Consider the following 17,126-nt stretch of genomic DNA (forward strand, 5'->3'; position numbering starts at 1 on the left):
TTAAATAATTGTCTGTTTATTCAATGCGATTAACTGACGAAAACTTTCGTTATCTAATTCCGTTAACCAGGATTCATCATTACTAACAATAGCATTAGCTACCTTTTTCTTTTCCTCGATCATTTCATCAATTCTTTCCTCTAAGGTTCCCAAAGTGACAAATTTATGCACGAAAACATTTTTTTGTTGACCAATTCTAAAAGCGCGATCGGTGGCTTGATTTTCCACCGCAGGATTCCACCAACGATCGAAATGAAAAACATGATTTGCTTTAGTTAAAGTAATCCCCACTCCTCCAGCTTTTAGGGATAAAATAAATACAGAAGGTTCTGTTTCGGGATGTTGAAATTCTTCGATCATTTGTTCTCGTTTTGGTTGGGAAGTCCCACCGTGAAGATAATAGGTATTGTAGCGAAAAGTTTGTTTGAGGTACTTTTGTAAGGAGTCACCGATTTCAGTAAATTGAGTGAAAATTAGCAGACTATCTCCCTCTAAAATTACTTCTTCTAGCATTTCTCCCAAACGCTCTAACTTATGCGATCGCTCAGGGGTAAAAGCGCTGTTATCCTGTAAAAATTGACGGGGATGATTACAAATTTGTTTCAAGCGCATCAGGGTAGATAAAATTAATCCTTTGCGTTTTATTCCCTCCGCTTCTTCTAATTGTTTTTCCACTTCTTTGATGACAACTTCGTAGAGAGAAGCTTGTTCTTTAGTTAAATTACAATACTGTTTGTTTTCCACTTTATCTGGTAAATCTTTAATTATCTGCTTATCGGTTTTTACCCGACGCAGAATAAAAGGTTCCACTAATTTTTTGAGAACCGTGGACTGGAGACGATCATTTTGTTTTTGGATTGGCACTTCAAACGCTTTACGAAATTGAGTTTCTTTGCCTAAATAACCGGGGTTAAGGAAGTTAAAAATTGACCATAAATCAAGCAGTCTATTTTCCACAGGAGTTCCCGTTAATGCGAGACGATGTTGTGCAGATAAACTCAAGATTGCTTTAGTTTGTGCTGCTTTAGGATTTTTGATATTTTGTGCTTCATCAATTACCAAACGTTGCCAAGATTGCGAGTTAAATAATTTCAAATCCTTGCGAACTAAGGTAAAGGAAGTAATGACGATATCCTTGTGACTAGCTACTGTCTGAAATTCGCTCTCATCTTGATAGCGCTTACTACCATGGTGAATTAAAACCTGAAGATGGGGGGCAAATTTTTCAATTTCTTTTGCCCAATTTCCCACCACAGAAGTGGGTGCGACTAGCAGAGTTGGTAAAACATTATTATCTCCCTCTCTTTCCCCAACCAATCTAGCAATTACCTGTAGGGTTTTTCCTAATCCCATATCGTCAGCAAGACAACCATTTAAACCCAATTGTTCCAGGTATTGAATCCAAGCAACCCCGCGCTTTTGGTACTCCCGCAGCGTTCCTTGTAATTGGGGAGGATTTTCGATCGGTTCTAGTTGACTAGGATTTTGTAATTTATCTAGCATTGAACCCAAAAAATCATCGGTTTCAACAATAATATCCTCTGGGTATTCGGCAGCTTTTTTCATTAATTCAATCAGATTCATTTCAGGATTTTCCTGCTGATATTTCTGCCAAAAATCCAGCATTTGCTGCATTTTATTTTGTTCTAATTCTACCCATTGACCTCGAAATTTAACTAGGGGGGTTTTGGTATTAATTAATTGTTGCCATTCCTCTTGGGTAATAGTTTCTTCACCGATGGCTAGTTCATATTGATATTCAATGATGTTTTCGAGGCTAAAAATCCCTTTACTAACGGGGGTAGATTTGCCCGATTTAGAAGTAGTTTTTAGCCGAACTTTGGCGCGCTGACGACCTTGGGGAGTCCACCAAGCGGGAATAATAACTTTATATCCAGCATCTTCTAAAATCCAAGCAGTTTCTTTTAAGAAAGTAAAAGCTTCTGTAAGGTTGAGAGAAAATCCCGTCGGTTTATCCGTTTCTAATCCTTGCCAAATGGGGGGATAAATACGGGCAGCATAACCCAAACTTAGTAAAATATTTTTGTCTAAATCTTGACCAAAATGCGCTTGTATGCTTGTTCTAGTTTCGGGGACTGCATACCAATATTGGTCTAATTCTAATCGCAGGGAGGGGTCTTGTTTAGAGATGAGGATAAAAGTAATTTGCCACTGTTCAATATTATTTTCTGGCGCTTCCGTTAGTTTAAAACCAAGGCTAAAACTAGATATATTTTGGTCTCCTAGTAATTGCTGTCTCCAAGTTTGCCACTGTTGATATTTTTCTAAGGCAGCGGCAGTTTGCAGAAATCCAGCAGCTTTAGTCACAGAGAAGCAATCACCTATAATTGTTTCGCTAATTTTTTTCTCAAAACTGGCAGGAATTGCCGTATTAGTGACAATTTCATTGAGGAGACATTCCGAGAAGTGCCGGAGTAGGGTTTTGGGGTCGTATAATTGTGGTGAAGCATGGGTATTTTCAGCACCAGCAAGACAAATGCGGGGAAGATATTCGAGATAGCGATCAAGATTGGTTTCGTAGGTTGCTGATATAATTTCCCAAAGAGGATAGATGGCAAAGTCAGCAGTTTTCTTGTTCTTTGTGGCTAATTCTCGATATTTAAAAGCAGGAATATAGTTATCTTTGATAATTATTTCTTTAAAAGCTTGACTGTAGTGATACCAAAAAAGTAGATCTGCACCTAACTGAATCTCTGAGGAGTTGTAAAGACAGATAAAGTGCAGATCATTGAGTAGTTTAAGTACGGGATTAAGGGGATAACAATCAATGTGCCAAGATTGCCATTGGCTATTTTCTGGGGGTTCTTTTTCTAGATAACGCAGTAATTCTAAGGAGGGTAAAGGTTGATTGTCGTGACTAGGTAAAAGAAAGTAGCGGGGGACAAATTGCCGACTAAGAGGATTATAATTCGATTGAACTATTCCTAACTCTCCGGTGAGAAAGCTAGTTAATTCTTCTTTGCTTAACTGAAAAGGATGATAATTATCAGCAGTGGTGCGACTCTTTTTCGGGGTGCTAGTTTCTCCCCAAAGATAAAAGCTACCCTTCTGAATAAATTCATCCGTTGATTGAGGAATCCAAGTACCGTGAAGAATTTTCATGGTTTTTAATAAGTACAAAAGAACTTAAATGAGGGCAATACTTAGCCTCTAGAAAAATTGTAGCGATTATGGGAGAATTCTCCACACTTTTTTGTCCCTTTGCGAACCCAGAAGTCCTCTGGATAAGAGAAAAAGGTTAATAGAGCTTCTAGGATAAAAAACCATTGAGAAGACGTGATCAATGGTTTTTTTGAGCTTAAAGCTTATCCCTACATGGTTTGAAAGCTATTTTTGTTCTAGGTTTTGTTGAGGTTCCACTAAGAAGGATGGCTAATTATAGCAATTCCCCAAAATCCGGCTACAGGAGTTCGATCCTCCTACCTTCGGCATCTCCCTTAAAAAGGGGAACTTAAATTCGATAATTCGATCTCTAGTTTTTATGGGTGAGAATTGGTATTAATTAACTTTTACCCAAATACTGCGGAAATATTTTTCGGGATTATTTTTATCGATAATATCTTTACAGGGAGTATTACCAACTCGCTCGATTGTACCATCATCGCTTAAAATCTGAAAGCGATCTGGGAAATGGGGATAAAACAACAAAGCTTCTGGACGAAAACCTTCAGGGAATTGCAGTGATTCTATCTTTTCTGGTGCATCTTCTTTTTTTCCTGACCAAGTATAGAAAACAAATTGATCGCCTCCATGAAATTCTCCAGCAATAATTAAATATACTTCTAAAGCTGGCCAAAATTCAATGCTACGAATTCCTAATCCTCCCAAATCTAGCAGGATAGGATCACCAAATTCAGCTTTAGCCGTGGTTGAATTAGTAACTAAACTCTTGGGATTTTTTAGGGGTAATAAAAGAGCTTTATCGTTGGGGACAGGATTACGAAAACCGATTAAGATATTTCCGTCTGGAGTTGCCGTTAAACCTTCAATATTTAATCCTACTTCAGCTTTGGGAGCTTTGGTTTCTGCTGTTTTGAAATCAAATATTTTAGCCAATTGAGAGTCTTCGATAATATCACGCAAGACTAACTGAGTATAAGACTTACCCACTTGAACTATACTAGAGCCGTCATCGTTAATTTTACTGGCAAAAAATTGATGACGAGGGATTTTTCGTTTAGCATCTTTATTGCGTCCATGGGAAGTAATCCAATAGATTATGTCATTGAGTACAGTTACCCCCTCCAAGTCGATTTCTTTATTTTCAGGATTGTTTTTCAGCCAACCATTAATGTCAATTGTTTCCAGTGCTTTTCCCGACTCTTGAGAGGAATAAATCCAGAGAATATTACCTAATTCTGGATCTGCCTCATCATTACCAACAACAAATTTATTTTCTCCTAAAGCAGTGGCTGCAGAAGCATCACAAATTCCTTGATGTTTGATTTCTTGGATAATAGAAAAGTTGAGAGGTTTCATGATTGTATTCTCCTTGTTAACTGGAAAAGTGAGGATTGAAAAAATTATAGGTAATAAAAGAGAAAAAGACAAGAAATGACTAGAAATAATCTGAGAAAGGATTGGTTTGAATAACTAATTTCTCCTAAGTTCAAAAGTTTGTCGAGTCTCATAATTTGTGTTAGTCCCTCCAAGACCCGATGACTCCTGCCATTGACCTAATGCCAAGGCAAAAGGTTTTGGGATTAAAGATCGGTTGGTTAGGGAAATAATTGGGTAACACTTTTAAGTTATTCGATGATAACCATAGATAAGCAAAAAAAATACTTAAATGTAACAAAAAAATACATAAGTGGGGAGGTGTAATTAAATATCAGACTTATCGAGGTTGAATTGAGGCACGAACCCCACAACTGGCATAGGTGATCAACTACACTAACCTATATTACAAATCATTAAACCGATTGACAGTTTTTCCGATCAAGATGAAGTGTAACCTAATTTGCTATCGACTACCGACTCCCCAAAAGCAAAACTTTGTACCTCACCATTAAGATAACTGTTATCAAAACGCGGATATCACTGCCAATAGAGTTCGGTTTTACCGTTATGGGATGAGCATTGACGGGGGTACTATTCTAGGTAAGGAATTTGTATCTAGTCAGTGATGAAGACGATGTTAAAGGGGTCTTTACCGAAATTAAGCGATATTTTCCCGCCAACTGACCATCAGGACCGGGAAACTTTCACCCCGAATGCTTTTTATCCTAATTTATCGGAATGGCTCAAGCGCTCGCAACTGAAAGCGGAAAGTGAATGGTTTGCAGCGATCGCATCCTTAGAAAATATCTTATTACAAAACCAAAATAATGCTGCTGCCGGTCGGGGTTTAATTCTCTCCGGTCCGACGGCTTTAGTCAGAGAAAGCAAGGCTCTAACGGGTTTTGAATTTGGTGTTTTTACTGTTAAAGCTTTAAAACATTTACAATGGCCGGGTTTTCAATTGCCTTCTCAGGAAAAATCCGCCGCCGATGTTTCCCCGACGGAGATTCATGAATTGCCTCTCTTGCCAACGGATCCGATTGCTAATGAAAGATTTTGTCTAGTTTTTAGTGAAAGTTTCGCTCTTTTGCTGGTTTTAGGCGAGGATCAGTGGGGTTTGTCCTCTTTTCAATTTTCCTTTGATCCCGTCCTCACTCAGCAAGCCTGGCAGCAGTTGCGGCAACGATTAGTTAATCTGCGTTATCCGCAAATCGGGACTTTAGAGGCAATTATCAAAGCTAATGGCAGTCCCTCGCCGGATTATCGTCTAGTTAGCCAATTTAGCCGCCAATTACTGCAAAATTTACCCAACCAGTCCAATTTAGACCCGAAAAAAACGAAATCGCCTATCAATGCCGAAATCACTCCCCCAAAGGAAGATAATTCTAATTTAGAATCGGGTTGTGATTTGGAGTTATTGCGAGCTTTAACCCACGAAATTCGCACCCCTTTAACCACCATTCGCACCATTACCCGATTATTATTAAAACGGGCAAAAATAACGGAAGATGTGGAAAAATATTTAGAAACAATCGATTTAGAATGTAGTGAACAAATTCAGCGCATGGAATTAATTTTCCGAGCTGCAGAATTGGGGATTAATCCTCTGGGAGATAAACCGATTCAATTAATTCCAATTGCTCTAGAAAAAGTCTTTCAAGATAGTATTCCCCGGTGGCAAAAACAAGCTAAACGGCGCAATGTCAATTTAGAAGTTAATGTACCGAAAAAATTGCCTTCGGTAATTAGTGACCCGAATTTATTGGATCAAATGTTAAATGGAGTCGTGGAAAAATGTACTCGCAGTATGGCTAGTGGTGGCCTGTTGCAGGTACATATATCAACGGCAGGAAATCAATTAAAAATGCAGTTCCAAACTCAGGTAAAATCGCCTAATCTTACTTTCAAAGCTTTGGGAAAAGTTTTAATGTTTCAACCAGAAACGGGTAGTTTAAGCCTGAATATGAAGGTAACTAAAAACCTTTTTCAAGCTTTGGGAGGTAAGTTTATTGTGCGTCAAAAACCCGAAGAAGGCGAGATTTTAACCATTTTCTTGCCCCTAGGACGCATTAAATAAGTTGGGATTATTCTAAAATTTTCATCTTGAAAAATAGGGAAACTTGCCAAAAGGATGCTATACTAGGGCAAACATTATTAATAGTTGCCATGGAAAAAACTGTTTTAATTTTAGGTGGCACTGGTCGCATTGGTCAAAGTGTCGCCCTAGATATTATTAATCATACTGCAGCTAAAATTATTATCACAGGACGCAGGGAAAAAGCGATTAAATTACTGCCAAGAATGCAGTTTTTAGCTTTAGATTTAGAAGAAATAGACAAGCTTAGACAGGCAATTAAAAACAGTGATTTAGTCATTCATTGTGCTGGTCCCTTTCATTATCGCGATGGCAGGGTAGTAAAAATTTGCATCGAAGAAAAAGTCAATTATATTGATGTTAGTGATCATCGTTCTTTTTATCAAAAGTTAATCCCCTATCGAGAATTAGCGATAAAAGCGGGAATAACTGCCGTGGTTAATACGGGAATTTTCCCGGGTATTTCTAATAGTATAGTGCGGGAGGGAGTCGAACAGTTAGATAGGGTAGAAACGATCCGTTTAAATTATGCCGTAGCCGGTTCCGGAGGTGCGGGATTAACCGTAATGCGGACAACTTTTCTCGGTTTAAAAAAGCCTTTTTTAGCTTGGATTGAGGGACGATGGCAAGAGATTGAACCCTATACTGCTAGAGAAGTAATTGACTTTCCCGCTCCTTTGGGTAAAACTGGTGTTTATTGGTTTGATATGCCAGAAACCTATACTTTCGCCGAATCTTTTCAGGTGCAAAATGTGATCACAAAATTTGGTTCTATTCCCGATTTTTATAATCATTTAACTTGGATTACTGCCCATATCTTCCCCGATGCTTGGGTAGAAAGTTCTCGGGGAATCGAGTTTTTTTCCCAAGTTAGTTATCGCATGACAGAAGTAACCGATAAATTTTCGGGAATTGGGGTAGCAATGTTAGCCAAAGTGGCCGGATGGCAAGGGCAGCAAAAAGCAGTTTATCAAGCGACTATGGTTCACGAGAACACTGCTCAAGCAGCTGGCTGGGGAACTGGCAGCGTGGCAGAATTAATCTTAGCGGCAAAACTCGAAAAAGCCGGGATTTATCCGGTGGAACAGGTGCTATCCACAGAACTATTCCATGCTACGATGAAAAAAAGAGGTATTAAACTCGATCGCTCCTGTACAATTGTGGCTTAGAAGATGAAAAAAATCTGGCGTTACCTAGGACTGTTTTGTTTAGTTTTGTTACTGACTTTATCCCCTATCTTCATGATAGCAGCCCAGAATAATCCTGCTAAACAGGGACAGGAAACACCCCTGGAAACTTTGGGAGAAGTTTTTCCCGTCATGCTTGATAATCAAGAACTTTTTACGATTCGGCAAGGAATAGGTTCTTTTTCAGCGCAAGAAAGAGCGAAATCGATTACAGACAGAATTGAAAAAATTGCCGATGACGATGCTCTTTCTCCTGAAGATTTAACTATAAAAATTGATCCTGAAGACAAAAACCCTTCGATTATTTTGGGAGATACGGTTATTGCTACTATTACTTCTAGAGATGCCAAATTACACGCGGTCAGTCAAGAAGTATTGGCCGAACGAGCTTTGGCAAAGATGAAAGCAGCCATTGTCCGTTATCGTCAAGAACGTCAACCAGATAACCTCTTCAAAGATGCAGTTTTGACGGTAAGTGCTACCTTGGCCACGGTCTTAATTTTCTGGGTAATAATTTTTATATCTTCGCGGGTTTTTCCCCAGATTCAGAGATTAATCACCTCCCTAGTTCCTGGGGTCGTATTCCAAAATTTTGAGATTATTAGTTCCCAGACAATAGGAATTTTTTCCCTAAGAGTTTTGCAATTTATCCGAACTCTAATTATTTTAACTATTCTCTATTTTTATTTAACTTTTGTCCTTCGTCTTTTTCCCTGGACTAGAAAATTTGGTGATGGTTTTCTGCAATACTTTTTTAGTGCTTTGGAAGTTATTTCCCAAGAGATAGCAAAATATTTACCCAATATTTTTATTATACTGATAATTGTTTTTATAACTCACTATCTGTTGAGAGCAATTAAACCATTTTTCACTGGATTGGAAAGAGAAAATTTAGTAATTAATGGTTTCTATCCCGATTGGGCAAAACCAACCTATAATCTACTGTCACTGCTGATAATTGCCTTAGCTATAGTCATCGCTTTTCCCTATCTACCCGGATTTAATTCTCCTGCTTTTCAGGGGGTGTCGGTATTTTTAGGGGTACTATTTTCCTTGGGTTCCACCTCTGCTATCGCTAACGTGGTGGGGGGAATTATCCTCATCTATACCCGCTCTTTTCAACTAGGAGATAAAATTTCTATTGGTGATGTTATTGGAGATGTGATTGAAAAAGGATTATTAGTCACCCGTATTCGCACACCAGCTAATAGAATTATCACGATTCCTAATTCATCGCTGTTAAACACCAATGTGATTAACTTTAGCGTTTCTCAACGGGAATTTAAACAGCCTTTAATTTTGCAAACCACGGTCACTCTTGGTTATGATTTACCTTGGCGTAAAGTTCACGCAACCCTGAAAGAAGCAGCCTTAGCCACTAAATTTATTGTCTCAGAACCTGCTCCTTTTGTCTTGCAAACCAGTCTCGATGATTTTTATGTCAGCTATCAGCTAAATGCCTACACTGATCATCCTAGCAAAATGGTGTATATTTATTCTGAATTACATCAAAATATTCAGGATAAATGTAACGAAGTTGGCATCGAAATTATGTCTCCTCACTACAAGGCTCTCCGGGATGGCAATCACAGCACTATTCCTGAAAATTATCTGCCGGAAGATTATCAAAGTCCTGCTTTTGGTATTCAGTCAAATTCTCAGAAGTAATAATTTTCTTAATAGCTTTAATCGCTTTTGTCAAGCCCTTTTGAGTTATTGTTGATAATTCTTCACCAAATTCACAATTAATAGCAGGAATAAATATTCCCCAGGTCCTGGGAGTTTGTTGATAAATTGCTTGAGTTAATGCTAATAAAGAAGCGGGACTTTCTGCATGACCGAAATTATTCCATTCGGTAACTGCCGCTAATTTTTCTATCCGGATATCGGTTTGATTAGATAATACCGCATCAACAAAAATAACTAGGGAAGCATCAGCTATATCGGCTGCTAACTCAGGAGTCAATTGATGGGTAGCGATGACTTGCACATTAGGCAAATTCTCCTCGGCGATAATTTCGGCTATTCTCACTCCCACTCCGTCATCATTTCTTAAAGTATTACCGTAACCGATGAGCAGTATTTTAAAATTATTCATGGTTAAATAGAGGAGACAGGAGTGGGAGGATTTACTTCGTTGCCATGAAAGACGCTGTCAGCGGGAAAAATTAGTTTAAATACTAAGTAGGTGGGTGGAATTAAATATAAGATGAACGTAGGTTGGGTTGAAGCATGAAACCCAACGCCCGCTCATGTTACGCTACCGCTAACCCATCCTACAAATAATTGTGCCTCCCTACTTATAAAAATCTTCGAGATGTTGTTTTAGTTGACGAATTGCCATACTACTATTGCGATTGTCGGCAATTTCTCCACAGAAAGAAACTAGATTTTGTAGGTTAAAGTTAGGAAAATATTGACTTTGATGGCGAGGGATATACTCTTGATTCTCTAGCCAATAAATATAGAGAGTTTTCTGACGATACAACCAAATTTCAGGCACTTGATAAGGCAGATAGTCATCCACATTCGAGTAACTGGTGACATCAATTTCTAATACTAAATCGGGAGGAGGATCATTTACCCAGTCAATTCTGGCTTTCCCTGCTATAGCCGGCCAATGGTCAATATAAAAACTATAATCTGGTTCAATACCACTTGTTTCTGGTAATTCCATGGTTACGGGAGTAAAAGCCTCGTACTCACGCCCCAGATAATCCAATAAGGTGATGATAATATTAGCAATTAAATGGGCATCACGTCCATGCTTAGGAAGTGGAGACATAAGCAAGACTTCTCCATTGTGATATTTGATTTTAGGCTGAGAATTGTCGCCCCTTTGCCGAGACAAAGTTTGATAATCTAGCCAAGTGGCAGGTAATCTCACTAAGGATCCCACCGGTAGCTCGATTTTATCTAGTGAAACTAAGGCAAACATGGCGCAAGGTTCCAGGTAAATGATCAGAAACGCTGTAAAATAAGTATAGGATATCTTCGATGCTCTCGATACAAAGCTTAACCTAATCGATAAATTAACTGAGTCTGCTAAAAAAACTTAAGCGTTGATAGTAGTTTCTTGATGAGCCAAAAATTATGGTATCGACTAACACAGTTTCCTCTAATATTATTCCCCCTCTCGAAAATGGTGATAGATTAACTCGTCCCGAATTCGAGCGCCGTTATCAAGCAATGACGCCGCTAAAAAAAGCTGAATTAATCGCAGGAGTTGTTTATATGGCAGCCGCGGTGAGAGCCAAAAAGCACGGTAAACCCCACGCTAATATTATCGGTTGGTTAACTGCTTACGAAGTGGCGACACCTGGAGTAGAAACACTGGATAATACTACTGTGCGACTGGATGGGGAGAATCAACCACAACCAGATGCTTTATTAAGAATAGAAACCGGTGGACAATCAAGCATTAGTGAAGATGATTATGTAGAAGGCGCGCCGGAATTAATCGTGGAAATTGCCGCCTCTACTGCTTCCTACGATTTACACGAAAAACTCAAAGTTTATCGTCGCCAGGGAGTGCAAGAGTATATTATCTGGCGAGTAGATGACCAAGAATTGGACTGTTTTCGCTTAACTGATGGAGAATATTTACCCCTAGAATCAAATCAAAATAACATTTTTTGCTCTCAAATATTCCCTGGATTATGGCTGGATAAAAATGCTTTATTATCGGGTAATTTAGCCGAAGTTTTGGAGGTGTTAAAGCAAGGAATAGCTAGTCAAGAACACCAAGAGTTTTGTCAAACTTTGGCTAATAAATAACCCAGACAAACTTGATTTTTTTGTTAGTTGCCTGGGGATGGCTCAGAAAGATTAGTTGATTTTTCTTGCCAATCTTGACCGATTTTAATCGTCACATCAGAAGCGAGATTACCCGTACTTTCCACCAAAACTTCCCCGACACCAAGGCTATTATGCAGGGCAGCAGCCAGGGAATCATCCCCTTTTTGAGCAATAATTTTGGTAGTTTCTAGAATTGGCGATGAAGACTTAGAGACAAAAACATTTTCATAACCAAAGGAGCGCAGATATCTAACTAGAGCTTGCACCGCTTCTGGATTATCGATGCTATCTTCCACAGCTATGCGAGTCGGTTGCCTGTTTTCCTCGATGTCAGCCATAAAAAAGCCGTGGTTAAAATGTTGAGCCACTAGCTCTTGAATTTTACTTTGATTGGGCAACCAATAACTGATCCCTTGCCGACCATCACCATTAAAGTCTCCGGGTAGCAGTAGCATTTGCACATCAGCGCGCTCAGTTTTGGAGGCAAAGCCGGCTAGGGCGAGTAACTCCTCTAAACTGAGATTAGTATCGATATGGGTACGGATAACCTCGATAATATCGGGAATTTTCAGTAAAGTTGCTGGTTTTAGAGTTTGTTCTACTAAAGACCGCATTAATTGCTGTTGTCGTTGGATACGACCGATATCGCCGTTAGCATCGTAACGAAAACGGGCAAACTGGAGGAATTTCTCACCGTTAAGGTGTTGTTCCCCTTTTTTCAGGTCAATGTAGAGGTGTTGACTAAAATCTTTGTACTTCATGTCTTTGGGAACATATACCGTCACCCCCCCCAAAGCATCAATTAATTTTTCCACACCCTGCACATTAATGCGAATATAGCGATCGATAGCGACTCCGTCTAAAAGATGACTAACCGTTTCCGCCGTTAAAGCAGGTCCGCCAAGGGCGTTAGCTTCATTGATTTTTTTCTCCCCGTAACCCTCGATATCGGTGCGGGTATCCCGGGGGATGGAAAGCATAGTTAACTTCTGTCTTTGGGGGTCAAAACGCAGTAACAGCATGGTATCGGTTAAACCCTCTAAGGAATTAACCGGGGCATGATAACCCAGATCTGGGCTTTTTGTCTCCTTGACATCGGATGTCAACACTTTCGCGCCGACTACCAGAATATTAACGGGACGGTTGAGGGCGGGAAGTTGCAGATTTTCATAGGATATGGCCTGCTGATTGTTAAAGGCGGCCGCTTCTTCGGGACTAAGGGCAGCTTGTCGCAAAGGTGTGGAGGAGAGAGACACGGCCAACATCGCCCCCGCCGTGGCGGAAACTAGGGCGCAGCCGGTTAAGCCTAGGGCTGTCAGGAACCATTTACGGGACAATCGCCGCTTTTTCACAGGTTTAGCTGCTAATTTCCCTGATTTTCCGCTTTTAAGCCTTGATTTCGTCTTGTTAACCACAAATTGCCTCACACAATCACTAAATATCTCCCTCAAACCATATTTTAAAGGGATGAACTATTTTTTTTCTCAGATACCCGGAAAAGATTATTAAACTAATTGGGTTTTTTAGAGAGTTAGCAGATAATATAGCAGAATTTTTCCTTATCGTTGTTCTGCATCGCAATTTTGCAGAAATATCTATACTAGGGTTTGCTGGTGGGGTGTGGGGTGTGGGGAAGTGGGAATTATGAATTATGAATTATGAATTATGAATTATGAATGGGGGAAGTGGGGTGTGGGGAAGTGGGGAAATTGAACTAAAACCCCAAAACCCCAAAACCCCAACCCCCAACACCTAAAACCTGTCTCGGAGTCTGGGAGTCTCCTATCTCCTCATTGGCTGATTTTTTTGTGCAGAAATAACTTTTGTGGTCGATTAAATAACCAATTAATCAACCAACCGTCGGTTTTTTGGAGACGATAACCGCTACTTAAGTACAGTGACCGGGCCGCTAGGTTATTATCGAGAACATGGAGGGAAAGTTCCTCAAAACCCCATTCTCTAGCGATCTGTTCACACTTGAGCAGCAATCTCCGGGCCAGACCGGCACGCCGGCGATCGGGACTAACGGCTAAATTAGAAATATAAGGAATGGGAACGGCTAAAAAAGAACTGGATTTTAAGCTGATTTCCGCCGTAGCGACAATAATTTCCTGAGGACCCGTGACGGTGACGCTGGTTTGACTGACTACCAGACAGTGATAGTAAGGGGTATCGGCGCGCAATCGTCCCCGTAAGTCCTCGTAAATGCCTAATTTAAAGATAGGACGCAGAAAAGACCAATAATTGGCCGTGGGGAAAAAACTATCGGTGAGAATTTCCGCCAAGCTTTTGAGATCTTGGCTTTGGGCCAAACGCACCTCGACGGTAATGGCGGCATTGTCACCGGTCGCTTCCGAGTCGGAGGGATTAGACAATAGGTATGAGATAAAACAGGAGTCCACTTTAATCACAGGAGTCGGCGGGGAAGGTGGGGATGGCAGTCCTTATCCGGGAAAGGTAAATAGGGGTGGGAGCTAGTTGGGAGAATCAAGCATCTATCTTAAGGAGAATACCGCAATTTTTCAAGACTACTGAATCAAAATCTCATCCATTCTACTGCCTATAGCCCCAGTTGGGGGAAAGACCGCTATTTTTCGGTAATTTTTTTTGATCGCCGGGCAATGGTTAAGAGGGGATGATGCTGGTCAGAACTAATCTCTTTCTTTTTGGGTCAATTAACTATATTCTTTAATCTAATCTATCCTCCTATCCCCCCTCCATGATCAAAGAAATTTCCGCTTATTTGCAAGTGTTCCGCAGTCAAAAAATGGCGGCTTTGTTATTCTTAGGTTTTGCTTCCGGATTGCCCTTGTTGCTCACCAGTCGCACCCTGCAAGCTTGGATGACCACCGAAGGAGTTGATCTGAAATCGATCGGTTTATTTAGTTTAGTCACCCTCCCCTACTCTCTCAAATTTCTTTGGTCTCCCTTACTTGATCGCTATGTTCCCCCGCTGCTTGGTCGTCGTCGCGGTTGGATTTTCATCGCTCAAATTTGTTTAACTTTAGCGATTGGTTGCATGGCTTTTCAACAACCAAAACAATCTTTGGAATTATTGGCAATTAATGCCCTACTGATCGCTTTTTTTAGTGCCAGCCAAGATATTGCCTACGATGCCTATCGCACAGATATTTTAGAAAAATGGGAGATGGGTGCTGGGGTGGCGATCGGGTTTTTAGGTTATCGTTTGGCTTTAATTTTAATTGGTTCGATCGCTTTAATTTTAGCCGATCACTTTCCCTGGCCCCTCGTCTATCTCTTCCTAGCCGGATTGATGGCTTTAACAATTATTTGGTCTTTTTTCGCCCCAGCTACTCCCCCTAGAGATGATACTCCCCAAACCCTTTTAGAGGCGGTTTGGTTGCCTTTCCAAGAGTTTTTTCAACGCTATCGATTCGGTCAAGGAATCGGCATTCTCGCCTTTATTGTTCTCTATCGTTTAGGGGATGCTTTAGTTAATAATATGGTGACTCCTTTTCTCTTAAAAACTGGTTTCAGTCAAACCGATATCGGGGCGATTCAAGGCGGCATGGGCATGATAGCAACTATGGTGGGAGTTTTATTAGGTGGTTTCCTGTTAAGTCGTTGGGGAATTAATCGATCGCTCTGGATTTTTGGCGGCTTGCAAGCTATTAGTAATTTGGCCTATTTTATTTTAGCAAATTTAGGGCAAAATTATCCTTTTATGGTCTTAGCTATTAATATTGAAAACTTCTGTGGTGGCTTAGTCACTGCCGCTTTTGTGGCTTTTTTAATGAGTCTTTGTAATGCTCGTTTTATCGCTACTCAGTACGCCCTTTTATCGAGTTTAATGGCTTTTAGTCGCGATATTTTGGTGGCTCCCGCCGGAGTTTTAGCTGCAGCGATCGGTTGGCAGTGGTTCTTTTTAATCACGGTAATTGCTGCTTTACCTGGGTTAGCTTTATTGCCTTTATTTGCTCCTTGGCAAGAGGAGAATTGAGCTAATTGATGATTTATTCCTCCGATTTCACTCGCATAACTACTAAAGTCATATCGTCACTACTGTCATTTCCTAAACCGGTAAAAGCGGCAACTTTCCCGAATAAATATTCGAGAATTTGTTCGGGATCGGTGTACTGTTGACAGGCTTCTTTAACTGCCGATAGCCAATTTTTCTGATCAAATCTTTCCCCTTTCGAGTTAACTGCATCGGTAAAGCCATCGGTATAATAGATCAGCGTATCTCCTGCTTCTAATTGCACTTGGGCATCGTCATAGATAGAATCGGCCTCTAAACCAACTAATGTCCCTTCCGTGTCGAGAGACTCTAAATCTCCCGTTTTGGCCCGCCACCAGAGGGTGGGATAATGGGCAGCATTACTGTAGCCAAGACGGCGCGTCAGGGGATCATACTCGGAATAAAATAATGTCACGAAACGATGAGAATTATCGAGATCGGCATACATAACCCGATTGAGATGACGCAAAATCTGGGCCGGGGAGTGGCGATTTAACACTTCCGCTCGCAACATTCCCCGGGTCATGGTCATCAATAATCCTGCCGGGACACCTTTACCCATGACATCACCGATGACTATACTCCAAGGGGCGGTACTAGCTTCCATTTCCGCCTCCGTTGCTGGTTTAAATTGATCGTAGTTGCAGGGGATAAAATCATAATAATCGCCACCAACGCGATTGGCTGTTTTGCAGTGGGCTGCCAATTCTACCCCCTGAATTTTCGGACATTGCCGGGGTAAAAGACGATTTTGGATTTCGGAAGCGATTTCTAACTCTCGATCCTGACGTTCCTTAGCCCGTAATTCGATCGTTAATTCATTATTAGCTATAGCCACCGCCGTTTGATCGGCCACTAGCTGCAGCAGTTTACGACGGGTGGGTGTCCAACCATAATCGGGATCACGACTGAAAACGTATAAACGTCCCCGCTCACTATTTTTTACCAAAACAGGCGTACTATAAACCTGCGTACCCTGTCCGAGAGTTTGCCGGATTTTATGGTCGAGACTGTCGAGAAGCGATCGATTATTTTTATTCTCAAGTGCCGGTTCTTGGTTTAATTGTCGGATAATTGCCTCTAATTGTCGGCGTAGTTCCCCATTAATTTGATTATCTTGGCAATGCAGTTGATCGAGGGCCACTTGACCGTTATTTTTGCTCAAAATCAACGCCCCTCCCTCCGCATCCGCCACTCGTGCGGCCATCAAGGGAGTGAGATCGAGGAATTGGTTTAAATTATTGAAACTCCGCAGGGCAAAACCGAGGGAACTTAGGAGATTTTGAACTTTGTTTTGTTCCCGATATAAACTGGCCACCAACTCTTTTAAGGCTAAAATTGGCTTGATATCGGCACTTGCAGGGCCTGTATTGACGGTGGGAGTGGTGAGGGTGTCCCTCGGTTCCGGCTCAGAAAGCATAAAATGATCTTTGTGGCGGTGACATGATTATAGCTAGATGGTCATTGGGTTATGACCTGTTTAAGTTTAACAGTATAGTCGATCTTTTCCTGACTGCCACAATTTAACCCTGATGTTTTACTATTT

General features: G+C 40.7%; 12 protein-coding genes. 5 read left to right on the top strand and 7 right to left on the bottom strand.

Features of this window, described 5'->3' with window-relative positions:
* Both B5D77_RS22715 and B5D77_RS22720 read right to left on the bottom strand, forming a co-directional pair.
* Entirely contained in the window at nt 1–3,123 is a 3,123-nt protein-coding gene (locus tag B5D77_RS22715; protein ID WP_008199088.1) for a DEAD/DEAH box helicase, read from the bottom strand.
* A 396-nt stretch (nt 3,124–3,519) separates the two neighbouring features.
* Entirely contained in the window at nt 3,520–4,500 is a 981-nt protein-coding gene (locus tag B5D77_RS22720; RefSeq protein WP_106909694.1) for a DUF3616 domain-containing protein, read from the bottom strand.
* 655 nt (nt 4,501–5,155) lie between these two features.
* Between B5D77_RS22720 and B5D77_RS22725 the strand changes: the two genes are divergently transcribed.
* The 3 genes from B5D77_RS22725 (at nt 5,156) to B5D77_RS22735 (ending at nt 9,471) form a co-directional block, all read left to right on the top strand.
* Nucleotides 5,156–6,598 (top strand): sensor histidine kinase KdpD, encoded by a 1,443-nt coding sequence (locus tag B5D77_RS22725; protein WP_008199092.1) that lies wholly within the window; start codon nt 5,156–5,158, stop codon nt 6,596–6,598.
* Between the two features lie 89 nt (nt 6,599–6,687).
* Entirely contained in the window at nt 6,688–7,785 is a 1,098-nt protein-coding gene (locus tag B5D77_RS22730; RefSeq protein ID WP_106909695.1) for a saccharopine dehydrogenase family protein, read from the top strand.
* A gap of 3 nt (nt 7,786–7,788) precedes the next feature.
* Entirely contained in the window at nt 7,789–9,471 is a 1,683-nt protein-coding gene (locus B5D77_RS22735) for a mechanosensitive ion channel family protein (protein WP_106909696.1), read from the top strand.
* On the opposite strand, the gene B5D77_RS22740 is transcribed toward B5D77_RS22735, so the two are convergent.
* Together B5D77_RS22740 and B5D77_RS22745 are read right to left on the bottom strand one after the other, a co-directional pair.
* Entirely contained in the window at nt 9,398–9,901 is a 504-nt protein-coding gene (locus B5D77_RS22740; protein WP_008199097.1) for a hydrogenase maturation protease, read from the bottom strand. The genes B5D77_RS22735 and B5D77_RS22740 overlap by 74 nt on opposite strands.
* A gap of 198 nt (nt 9,902–10,099) precedes the next feature.
* Nucleotides 10,100–10,741, bottom strand: a complete 642-nt coding sequence (locus B5D77_RS22745) for a Uma2 family endonuclease (protein WP_008199099.1) — start codon at nt 10,739–10,741, stop codon at nt 10,100–10,102.
* Between the two features lie 155 nt (nt 10,742–10,896).
* Between B5D77_RS22745 and B5D77_RS22750 the strand changes: the two genes are divergently transcribed.
* Nucleotides 10,897–11,580: a Uma2 family endonuclease gene (locus B5D77_RS22750; RefSeq protein WP_008199101.1), complete on the top strand. Its 684-nt coding sequence runs from the start codon at nt 10,897–10,899 to the stop codon at nt 11,578–11,580.
* A gap of 23 nt (nt 11,581–11,603) precedes the next feature.
* On the opposite strand, the gene B5D77_RS22755 is transcribed toward B5D77_RS22750, so the two are convergent.
* Nucleotides 11,604–13,016 (bottom strand): LCP family protein, encoded by a 1,413-nt coding sequence (locus B5D77_RS22755; protein ID WP_008199103.1) that lies wholly within the window; start codon nt 13,014–13,016, stop codon nt 11,604–11,606.
* 375 nt (nt 13,017–13,391) lie between these two features.
* Nucleotides 13,392–14,012 carry a GNAT family N-acetyltransferase gene (locus B5D77_RS22760; RefSeq protein WP_008199116.1) on the bottom strand — a complete coding sequence of 207 codons (621 nt, stop codon included), beginning with the start codon at nt 14,010–14,012 and terminating at the stop codon, nt 13,392–13,394.
* Between the two features lie 308 nt (nt 14,013–14,320).
* Here B5D77_RS22760 and B5D77_RS22765 point away from each other — a divergent pair, with 308 nt between their 5' ends.
* Nucleotides 14,321–15,562 carry an AmpG family muropeptide MFS transporter gene (locus B5D77_RS22765; RefSeq protein ID WP_106909697.1) on the top strand — a complete coding sequence of 414 codons (1,242 nt, stop codon included), beginning with the start codon at nt 14,321–14,323 and terminating at the stop codon, nt 15,560–15,562.
* 13 nt (nt 15,563–15,575) lie between these two features.
* Here B5D77_RS22765 and B5D77_RS22770 read toward each other — a convergent pair whose 3' ends face one another.
* Entirely contained in the window at nt 15,576–17,000 is a 1,425-nt protein-coding gene (locus B5D77_RS22770; protein WP_008199119.1) for a PP2C family protein-serine/threonine phosphatase, read from the bottom strand.
* Between the last annotated feature and the right edge of the window lie 126 nt (nt 17,001–17,126).

It is taken from the genome of Microcystis sp. MC19, assembly GCF_003019735.1.
Lineage (GTDB): Bacteria > Cyanobacteriota > Cyanobacteriia > Cyanobacteriales > Microcystaceae > Microcystis.

What these genes read in the sequence shown, in the direction of transcription:
- B5D77_RS22715 (WP_008199088.1), bottom strand. Translation starts at nt 3,123, where the DNA reads ATGAAAATTCTTCACGGTACTTGGATTCCTCAATCAACGGATGAATTT.
- B5D77_RS22720 (WP_106909694.1), bottom strand. Translation starts at nt 4,500, where the DNA reads ATGAAACCTCTCAACTTTTCTATTATCCAAGAAATCAAACATCAAGGA.
- B5D77_RS22725 (WP_008199092.1), top strand. Translation starts at nt 5,156, where the DNA reads ATGTTAAAGGGGTCTTTACCGAAATTAAGCGATATTTTCCCGCCAACT.
- B5D77_RS22730 (WP_106909695.1), top strand. Translation starts at nt 6,688, where the DNA reads ATGGAAAAAACTGTTTTAATTTTAGGTGGCACTGGTCGCATTGGTCAA.
- B5D77_RS22735 (WP_106909696.1), top strand. Translation starts at nt 7,789, where the DNA reads ATGAAAAAAATCTGGCGTTACCTAGGACTGTTTTGTTTAGTTTTGTTA.
- B5D77_RS22740 (WP_008199097.1), bottom strand. Translation starts at nt 9,901, where the DNA reads ATGAATAATTTTAAAATACTGCTCATCGGTTACGGTAATACTTTAAGA.
- B5D77_RS22745 (WP_008199099.1), bottom strand. Translation starts at nt 10,741, where the DNA reads ATGTTTGCCTTAGTTTCACTAGATAAAATCGAGCTACCGGTGGGATCC.
- B5D77_RS22750 (WP_008199101.1), top strand. Translation starts at nt 10,897, where the DNA reads ATGGTATCGACTAACACAGTTTCCTCTAATATTATTCCCCCTCTCGAA.
- B5D77_RS22765 (WP_106909697.1), top strand. Translation starts at nt 14,321, where the DNA reads ATGATCAAAGAAATTTCCGCTTATTTGCAAGTGTTCCGCAGTCAAAAA.
- B5D77_RS22770 (WP_008199119.1), bottom strand. Translation starts at nt 17,000, where the DNA reads ATGCTTTCTGAGCCGGAACCGAGGGACACCCTCACCACTCCCACCGTC.